This window comes from Streptomyces sp. NPDC097129 (genome assembly GCF_055668065.1).
Genome location: NZ_JBVOQE010000017.1, coordinates 89,173 through 97,989, shown reverse-complemented (window position 1 = coordinate 97,989; position 8,817 = coordinate 89,173). Strand labels below are relative to the sequence as shown.

The 8,817-nt window shown below is 72.3% G+C and carries 7 protein-coding genes; 5 read left to right on the top strand and 2 right to left on the bottom strand.

Annotated elements, in window-relative coordinates; all coding sequences use genetic code 11:
- Positions 1-411: 411 nt before the first annotated feature.
- Both AC0B9F_RS34625 and ptsP read left to right on the top strand, forming a co-directional pair.
- Entirely contained in the window at positions 412-861 is a 450-nt protein-coding gene (locus AC0B9F_RS34625; RefSeq protein ID WP_472009292.1) for a PTS sugar transporter subunit IIA, read from the top strand.
- A 79-nt stretch (positions 862-940) separates the two neighbouring features.
- Positions 941-2,611 carry a phosphoenolpyruvate--protein phosphotransferase gene (gene ptsP, locus AC0B9F_RS34620; RefSeq protein ID WP_472009291.1) on the top strand — a complete coding sequence of 557 codons (1,671 nt, stop codon included), beginning with the start codon at positions 941-943 and terminating at the stop codon, positions 2,609-2,611.
- A gap of 92 nt (positions 2,612-2,703) precedes the next feature.
- Here the strand turns inward: ptsP and AC0B9F_RS34615 are convergent, their stop codons facing one another.
- On the bottom strand, positions 2,704-3,597 hold the full coding sequence (locus AC0B9F_RS34615) for a hypothetical protein (protein ID WP_472009289.1): 894 nt from the start codon (positions 3,595-3,597) through the stop codon (positions 2,704-2,706).
- 91 nt (positions 3,598-3,688) lie between these two features.
- Between AC0B9F_RS34615 and AC0B9F_RS34610 the strand changes: the two genes are divergently transcribed.
- A complete protein-coding gene (locus AC0B9F_RS34610) occupies positions 3,689-3,820 on the top strand; it encodes a GntR family transcriptional regulator (protein WP_472009288.1) in 132 nt (43 codons plus the stop codon).
- A gap of 226 nt (positions 3,821-4,046) precedes the next feature.
- Entirely contained in the window at positions 4,047-4,229 is a 183-nt protein-coding gene (locus tag AC0B9F_RS34605) for a hypothetical protein (RefSeq protein ID WP_472009287.1), read from the top strand.
- Between the two features lie 27 nt (positions 4,230-4,256).
- Here AC0B9F_RS34605 and AC0B9F_RS34600 read toward each other — a convergent pair whose 3' ends face one another.
- Complete coding sequence (locus AC0B9F_RS34600; RefSeq protein WP_472009286.1) at positions 4,257-6,224, bottom strand: acetoacetate--CoA ligase; 1,968 nt, start codon at positions 6,222-6,224, stop codon at positions 4,257-4,259.
- 215 nt (positions 6,225-6,439) lie between these two features.
- Here AC0B9F_RS34600 and AC0B9F_RS34595 point away from each other — a divergent pair, with 215 nt between their 5' ends.
- On the top strand, positions 6,440-8,806 hold the full coding sequence (locus AC0B9F_RS34595) for a glycoside hydrolase family 31 protein (RefSeq protein WP_472009285.1): 2,367 nt from the start codon (positions 6,440-6,442) through the stop codon (positions 8,804-8,806).
- The last annotated feature ends 11 nt before the right edge of the window (positions 8,807-8,817 follow it).

The window sequence follows — 8,817 nt, the reverse complement described above, 5'->3', positions numbered from 1 at the left end:
CTGGCGTTGACTTTTGGCACGCTGTTGAGTTCTCAAGGAACGGTCGCTTCCTTTGTACTCACCCTCTCGGGCTTTCCTCCGGGCTTCCCTTCGGTGTTTCCAACTCTACCAGGCTTTTTCCGGCCCCCCGACCACCGTCCTGCAGGCATGCAGAAGGTGATCCAGGATAGGATCTGACAAGTTGGGGTGCTGCTCGGGCGATGACGCTCGTTCGCATCGCTCAGCCCGTTGCAGGAGTACGACTGTACACGGGGCCGTGGAGCGGGTGCAAATCCGTGGGAGATGTGGTCTAGACCTCTATTGGGATCTCTCATGCGGAACCGGTACTACCTATGACATACCCTGCTGCTCAGTGCGCCGTCCGGGACAGGCGAGACGGCCCTTTTGATCTCCACCCCTGGGAGGTTTCCCATGACCACCGTGACGTCCCCTCTTGCCGGACGTGCCATCGGACTGGCGGCCGTGCCGGATCCGGTCTTCTCCGGGGCCATGGTCGGCCCGGGTACCGCGATCGACCCCGACCGTGAGGCCTCCGAGGCCGTCGCGCCGGTGGACGGAGTCATCGTCTCCCTCCACCCGCACGCCTTCGTGGTCGTCGACGAGAGCGGACACGGCGTGCTCACGCACCTCGGCATCGACACCGTGCAGCTGAACGGCGAGGGCTTCGAGCTGCTCGTCAACAAGGGGGACACCGTCACGCGCGGCCAGGCCGTCGTGCGCTGGGACCCCGCCGCTGTGGAAGCCGCCGGCAAGTCTCCGATCTGCCCGGTGGTCGCCCTGGAGGCCACGGCCGAGGCGCTCCACGAGCTGCGTGAGGACGGCGACCTGAAGACCGGCGACAGCCTCTTCGTCTGGCAGTGACGTCAGCGCCGTCCCTGTGACGGCTGGTAGGACAACCACCGCGGCGGCGGGGCCCGCCGCACTATCGGAGACGGGTGAGATGGAGACAACGCTGCGAGGCGTCGGCGTGAGCCACGGTGTGGCGATCGGCGAGGTTCGGCACATGGGAACGGCGGTGCTCGAACCGCCGGCGAAGCAGATCCCGGCGGAGGATGCGGAGCGCGAACAGGGGCGTGCCCGCAAGGCCGTGGAGGCTGTGGCAGCCGACCTGATGGCGCGCGGCAACCTGGCGGGGGGCGAGGCCCAGGCCGTGCTCGAGGCCCAGGCCATGATGGCCCAGGACCCGGAGCTGATGGCGGACGTGGACCGTCGTATCGCTGTCGGCAGCACGGCCGAGCGCGCGGTGTACGACGCGTTCGCCTCGTACCGGGAGCTGCTGGCCGCGGCGGGCGAGTACCTGGCCGGCCGGGTGGCCGACCTCGACGACGTGCGGAATCGTATCGTCGCCCGTCTGCTCGGGGTGCCGATGCCGGGTGTGCCGGACAGCGACGAGCCGTATGTGCTCGTGGCCCGGGATCTGGCTCCTGCCGACACGGCGCTGCTGGACCCGACGCTGGTTCTGGGCTTCGTCACCGAGGAGGGCGGTCCGACCAGCCACAGCGCGATCCTGGCGCGTGCCCTGGGGGTGCCGGCCGTGGTCGCGCTGCCCGGCGCGGGTGAGCTGGCCGAGGGCACGCTGATCGCGGTCGACGGCAGCACGGGGGAGATCTTCGTGAACCCGACCGAGGAACGGAAGGCGCAGCTGGAGGCTGCTGCGGCCGAGCGCAAGGCCGCGCTGGCCGCCGCGACGGGTCCGGGCGCCACCGCTGACGGGCACAAGATGCCGCTGCTCGCCAACATCGGCGGTCCGGCGGATGTGGCCGCCGCGGTGGAGGCCGGTGCCGAGGGTGTCGGGCTCTTCCGTACCGAGTTCCTGTTCCTGGACGACAGCAAGCAGGCGCCGTCCGAGGAGAAGCAGGTCGAGTCCTACCGGCAGGTGCTGGAGGCGTTCCCCGAGGGCCGTGTGGTCGTGCGGGTGCTGGACGCGGGTGCCGACAAGCCGCTGGACTTCCTGACGCCGGCCGACGAGCCGAACCCGGCGCTGGGCGTGCGGGGTCTGCGGACCCTGCTCGATCACCCCGAGGTGCTGCGCACCCAGCTGACGGCGCTGGCGAAGGCGGCCGAGGGTCTGCCGGTCCACCTCGAGGTCATGGCCCCGATGGTGGCGGACCGCATCGACGCCAAGGCGTTCGCCGACGCCTGCCGTGAGGCGGGGCTGCGGGCGAAGTTCGGCGCGATGGTCGAGATCCCGTCGGCCGCGCTGCGGGCGCGTTCGATCCTGCAGGAGGTCGAGTTCCTGTCGCTGGGGACGAACGACCTGGCGCAGTACACGTTCGCCGCGGACCGTCAGGTGGGCGCGGTGTCGCGTCTGCAGGACCCGTGGCAGCCGGCGCTGCTCGACCTGGTGGCGCTGTCCGCCGAGGCGGCCAAGGCCGAGGGCAAGAGCTGCGGTGTCTGCGGTGAGGCCGCGTCCGACCCGTTGCTGGCGTGTGTGCTGACCGGTCTGGGTGTCACGTCCCTTTCCATGGGTGCGGCGTCGATTCCTTATGTCCGGGCGACCCTGGCGAAGTACACGCTCGCGCAGTGCGAACGGGCCGCCGCGGCCGCGCGGGCCACGGACAGTGCCGAGGAGGCGCGCGCCGCGGCTCAGGCGGTGCTGTCGGGCGAGTAGCCGCGTCAGGCACCTGTGTGTAGGGAGGGGCGCTCCGCTTTCGGGCGGGGCGCCCCTTCGCGCTGTGCGGGGGCGTTGTGCTGGAGCGGTCCTCAGGGCCGGTGGTGGTGAGGGGTCTCGTCCTCGCCCAGGTCGGGCGGTTCGCAGTAGTCGACGTCGGACTCGGGGGAGACGAGGTCGCCGGTCTCGGCGTCGGTGCAGTAGGCGTCGAAGACCTCGCCGGCTGTCAGCGGGCGGAGCGTGTCGGCCCGCATCCGCCATCCGTAGATGCGGTCGGGGGTGCCGGGTGCGCTGGTGCGCATGACGAGGCCACCGGGTCCGTCGGTGGCGAGGCCCAGTGCGAGGACGGTGGTGAACTCGAGGGCTTCCGCTTCGTCGAGTTGGGTGGCGCCGTCGTCGTCCTGTTCGGCGTGGAGCACGGCGAGGAGGGTTTCCGGTGGGCCGGAGACGCTGCAGACGAGATGCCGGTTGCCGGGCGGTGCGGTGTCCAGGACGCGCATGAGAAGCCTGGAAGCGTGCGCGAAGGCGGCGCGTCCGATGTCCTCGCCGCAGGAGGCGCAGTTGCCGAGGCGGGCCAGCAGGGTGGCGGCGTACTCCCAGGTGGCCTGGCGGACTGCCTCGTCGACCAGGGCGGGGACGAGTTCGGTGAGCGGTTGTCCCTCGTAGGGGATGGTGGGGCCGGTGGTGGCGAGTTCAGCGGTGAAGCGGGTGCGGTGGGAGGGGTTGTCGGGGTCCAGGCCGCGCTCGGTGCAGTAGGCGGCGTATTCCTCGGGGTCGAAGAGAGTGACGGTGGTGTGGCCGCCCTGGGTGGCGCGGGTCTTGAGGAGGGATTCCACCTCGCGCAGGTAGGCGGTGTGGTCGTCGAAGGTGAAGCTGCGATAGCGCCGCATGGCGCGGAAGTCGTGTTCGTCGGTGAGCAGGCCGATGGTGCCGGCGATTTCGCGGCGAAGGACGCGTCGCATGGTCCGGCGGTCGGTGTGCGCCATGTTTCCCCCTGTGCGCAGTCGATCAGTGCTCACTCACCGTAACCGGGGGCACTGACAACGGGGTCCGGCCGAGTCGGTCGCGGCCGAGCCGGTGCTGGATCGCGCAGGTCAGGGCGATGGACAGGTGGGCGAGGGAACCTGGGCGCCGGGCGCCGCGCTGCCTCCGGTGCGGCGGCTGGCGGACGAGCTGGGCGTGAGTCCGGGGACCGTCGCCACGGCGTAGTGGACCCTCACCGCCTCGGGGATCGGGCGCTGGGTGCATGCGCGGACCGTCAGCAAGTTCCTGGGGACCGACCTGCACTGGGCGGCTGCGGCCCGCGATCCGGTGGCGCTGGCCCGGCACGACGGTCGGTTGCTGCTGACGTCGGGGTGGGTGAGGCACCTGTTGCAGGAGACGGCGCACGGTCTGATGACGGACCCCGGAACACGCGCGCTGGTGGCACGCGCGCGTGGAGCGTACGCGCGGCGACGCGAGGCCCGGCTGGTGGGTCGCGGCCGGCGCCGATTCCGGCTGGCGGCGCCTGCGGGGGGTGCGGATCTCGGTCGCCGAGCTGGAGAGCGCCGATGCGGCGCGGCCGGCCTCGGACTTCGCCGCTGTGCTGGGCGAGTCCGAGGCCACCTGCGGGGGCTGAGACCGCAGGCGCTGATCCCGGGGGCCGTCAGGCGCGCTTGCGGGCCAGGTCCTCGTAGAAGTGCAGGAGGTCGAGGTTGTCGATGGAGCCGGGGTTGACGGCCTTCTCCAGGGAGGTGCCCTGCAGCAGGCGCTTGACGGGGACCTCGATGCGCTTGCCGGTGAGGGTGTGCGGCACCCCCGGCACCTCGATGATCTCGTCGGGGACGTGGCGCGGGGACAGCTGCTCGCGGATCGTGCGCTTGATCCGGTCGGTGAGGGCGTCGTCGAGCACCGCGCCCGGGGCCAGGTGCACGAACAGCGGCATCCAGTAGCCGCCGTCGGGCTGTTCGACGCCGATGACGAGGGACTCGCGGATCTCCGGCAGGCGCTCGACGGCCTCGTAGATGTCGGCCGAGCCCATGCGCACGCCCTGGCGGTTCAGGGTGGAGTCGGAGCGGCCGTGGATGATCACCGAGCCCCGGGAGGTGAGGGTGATCCAGTCTCCGTGGCGCCACACGCCGGGGTAGGTGTCGAAGTAGCTGTCGTGGTAGCGGCTGCCGTCGGGGTCGTTCCAGAAGCGGATCGGCATAGAGGGCATCGGGTTGGTGACGACCAGCTCGCCGACCTCGTCGGTCAGGGGCCGGCCACTGGGATCCCAGGACTGCAGGTCGGTGCCCAGGCAGGGGGCCTGGAGCTCGCCGATGTACACCGGGAGGGTCGGGACGGCGCCCGCGAAGCAGGAGCACACGTCCGTGCCGCCGCTGACCGAGGCGATCCACAGGTCGTCGCGCACCTCGTCGTGCAGCCAGCGGAAGCCGTCCGGGGGCAGCGGGGAGCCCGTGGTGGCGACGCACCGCACGCGGGAGAGGTCGAAGTCCCGCGCGGGGTGCACGCCGGCTTTGCGGCAGGCCATGACGTAGGCGGCCGACGTGCCGTAGAGGGTGGCCCCCGTCCGTTCGGCGATCCGCCACTGGGCGCCGGTGTCGGGGTAGCCGGGGCTGCCGTCGTAGAGCACGATCGTGGTGCCGGTCAGCAGGCCGGAGACGAGGAAGTTCCACATCATCCAGCCGGTCGAGGTGTACCAGAAGAAGCGGTCCTCGGGGCCGAGGTCGCAGTGCAGGCCGAGCTGCTTGAGGTGCTCGACCAGGATGCCGCCCTGCGACTGGACGATGGCTTTGGGCAGACCGGTCGTGCCGGAGGAGTACAGGACCCACAGCGGGTGGTCGAACGGCACCTGCTCGAAGACCGGCTCGATGTCGGCCGCGGTCAGCGCCGACCACTCCAGCGCACCGTCGGGAGCCTCGGTGCCCAGCAGCGGGATGTGCACCACGGCGCGCAGGGTGGGCAGCTCGCGGCGCAGTTCGGCGACGGTCTCGCGGCGGTCGTGCTCCTTGCCGCCGTACCGGTAGCCGTCGACCGTGAACAGCACGACCGGCTCGACCTGCTGGAAGCGGTCGAGAACGCTGCGCGCGCCGAAGTCGGGAGCGCAGGAGGTCCACACGGCGCCGACGGCGGCCGTCGCGAGCAGGGCGACCACGGCCTGCGGGATGTTCGGCAGATAGCCGCTGACGCGGTCCCCGGGGCGTACGCCGAGGACGCGCAGTTCGGCGGCGAGGGAGCCGACCTGGCGGCGCAGCTCGCCCCAGGTCACCGGACGCGTTTCGTGGGTCTCGTCGACGTACAGCAGCGCCGGTGCGTCGGCGCGGTCGGCGGCGGCGCGCAGGGCGTGCTCGGCGTAGTTGAGGGTCGCCCCGGGGAACCACTGGGCGCCGGGCATGGCACGGTCGCCGAGCACGCGCGTGTACGGGGTGGCGAACCGTACGTCGAACCACTGGGTGACGGCCGTCCAGAAGGCTTCGAGGTCGTCGACGGACCAGCGCTGCAGCGCGGGGTAGCCGCCGTCGGCCGGTGCGCCGTGGTGCTCGGCCGCCCAGGTCTGGAACCTGGTCACCTGGGCCTGTGCGATGCGCTCCGGATCCGGCTGCCAGAGCGGTTGCGGGTTCACGGTCGTCATGGGGGCGGCTCCCGGGCTGTGCGCGTCGTGTGCGTCCGTCCGCGCACGAGCTGGGGTGTGCGCGTGACGCGGCTGGAACGGACGATGCCATGTGATCGTCTTCTGCACCAGGGTTCGCCGCACATAGTTCGTGTCGTGAAGATGTGGTCCGATCACGGGTGAACGGCAGTTGAACGACGCACCCGCGCGGGGCGGTCAATGGCAGGGTGAGCAGCATGGACGGTCGTGACCTGGTGCGTTCGGTGAAGCTGGTCGGTTCGGTGCGGACAGCCCAGGGTTTGCGTGCCGTGCGGGCGGCGTGGCGCAGGCGGCGGGTCGACGCCGCGGGGCTGCCGAGGCGCGGGGCCGAGCGGGCGCGGGTGCCCGGCACTATCCGGGAGGTGGAGCCGGGCCCGGGCGGTGGTGTCATCCGTTTCGACCGCTCCGAGCTGCGCATTCTCGTCGCGGGCAACGGGGCCGCGTTCTGGGGCTGGGACGGGGCCGGCGCGGAGCCGTCGTACGGCCTGGCGGGGCGCTCCCCGGAGCCCGACTCGCGGGCGTCGCTGGAGCCGGACAAGGAGGGCGGCTGGCGGGTGGTGGCCGAGCGGGTGACGGTCGCCGTCTCGCGGCACGGCGCCGTGGAGATCCGTACGCCCGGCGGGGTGCCCCTGCGTCGCGAGGATCCGCCCAGGTGGTGGGAGCCGGCCGGCGGTGGGCCGGGGCGCTGGATGGTGCGCTCCGAGGTCGCCCCGGACGCACGGTTCTTCGGCCTCGGCGGCCGAGCGGGCGGCCCCCGCCTGCGGGACGGGACGTACCGCCTGTGGAACACCGATCCCGGACACGCGTTCTCCACCGGTGACGACCCGCTGTACATCACGATGCCGGTGCAGGTGGTGGTGGCCGACGCGGGGACGCACCTGCTGTTCCACGACAACTCCTGGGACGGGACGGTGACCCTGCGCGAGGGCGAGGAGGGAGCCGGTTCGGGGCACGACCGGGCCGGGGTCTGCGAGCTGCGCATGCAGGGCGGCCCGCTGCGCTGCTGGGTGGTGGTGGGCACTCCCGCGCGCGTGCTGCTCGTCTGGGCCTCGCTGACCGGGGCGCCCGCGCTCCCGCCGGCGTGGGCCCTCGGCCACCAGCACGCACGCTGGGGCTTCGGCAGCGAGCAGGAGGTGCGGCGGATCGTCGCGGGCTACCGGGAGCGCGGTCTGCCGCTCGACGCGGTCCACCTCGACATCGACCACTACGACGACCACCAGGTGTTCACCGTCGACCCGGAGCGCTTCCCGGCGCTGCCGAAGCTCGCCGAGGAGCTGCGCCGGGACGGGGTCCGGCTGGTCTCGATCGTGGACCCGGCCGTCAAGGCCGCTCCGGGCAATGAGGTGTACGACAGCGGCGTGGACCTGGACGTGTTCGTGCGGGACGCCTCGGGGCGGCTCGTCGAGGGGGTGGTGTGGCCGGGGGACGCGGTGTTCCCGGACTTCACGCACGCGCGCGTGCGCAAGTGGTGGGGCGGCTTGTACACGGAGCGGCTGGCGCAGGGCTTCGTGGGTTTCTGGCACGACATGAACGAGCCGACGTCGTTCACCGCGTTCGGCGAGTCGACGCTGCCGCGGTCGGCCCGGCACTGCCTGGAGGGCAGCGGCGGCGACCACCGCGAGGCGCACAACGTCTACGCCCTGTGCATGGCGCGTGCCGCGCACGAGGGGCTGCGCGAGCTGTCACCGCGCGAGCGCCCGTTCCTGTTCTCACGTTCGGGGTGGGCGGGGATGCAGCGGTACGGCGGGGCCTGGTCCGGTGACGTCGCCACGGGCTGGCCCGGGCTGCGGGCGTCGCTGTCGCTCGTGCTCGGCCTGGGGCTGTGCGGGGTGCCGTACTCGGGTCCGGACGTCGGCGGGTTCGACGGCAGCCCGTCACCGGAGCTGTTTCTGCGGTGGTTCCAGCTGGGCGCTTATCTGCCGCTGTTCCGCACGCACGCGCGTAAGGACGCGGGGCGCAGGGAGCCGTGGGAGTTCGGGGCCGACGTGCTCGAGCACGCGCGCGTGGCGCTCGTCGAGCGGCGGCGTCTGCTGCCGTACTTCATGACGCTGGCGCACCTGGCCCGGCGTACCGGAGCTCCTTATGTGCGCCCCCTGTGGTGGGGCGCCCCGGAGGACCGGGCGTTGCGCGGCTGCGAGGACGCCTTTCTGCTGGGCGACTGCCTGCTGGTGGCGCCGGTGCTCGACCCGGGGACGGAGCGGCGCACGGTGCGGCTGCCGCGTGGGCGCTGGTACGACACGGCCACGGGACGCGCGTACGAGGGGGCCGGCCAGGTGCTGCTCGACGCGCCGCTGTCGCGGATCCCGGTGCTGGCACGCGCGGGTGCCGTGATGGCGGTGCGCGGTGACGACGGGCGGCCGGCGCTGGAGGTCTGGGCTCCTGCGCCGGGCCGTTCCGGGGGCGGGCTCGTGGTGGCCGGCGGCGGCGACGGCTGGGGCGAGCCGGAGATCGAGCGGTACGTCACCCGCTGGGAGGGCACGCGCGTGGTCGTGGAGCTGCAAGGCCCGGACGGCCTGCGCGAACCGTCCCTTCCGGTCCGGGTGCGGGGCCTGTCCGGGGGCTGACGTCCCGGTGC

Coding starts and splice junctions, on each gene's coding strand:
- ptsP (WP_472009291.1), top strand. CDS start 941: ATGGAGACAACGCTGCGAGGCGTCGGCGTGAGCCACGGTGTGGCGATC.
- AC0B9F_RS34600 (WP_472009286.1), bottom strand. CDS start 6,224: ATGACGACCGTGAACCCGCAACCGCTCTGGCAGCCGGATCCGGAGCGC.
- AC0B9F_RS34615 (WP_472009289.1), bottom strand. CDS start 3,597: ATGGCGCACACCGACCGCCGGACCATGCGACGCGTCCTTCGCCGCGAA.
- AC0B9F_RS34625 (WP_472009292.1), top strand. CDS start 412: ATGACCACCGTGACGTCCCCTCTTGCCGGACGTGCCATCGGACTGGCG.
- AC0B9F_RS34595 (WP_472009285.1), top strand. CDS start 6,440: ATGGACGGTCGTGACCTGGTGCGTTCGGTGAAGCTGGTCGGTTCGGTG.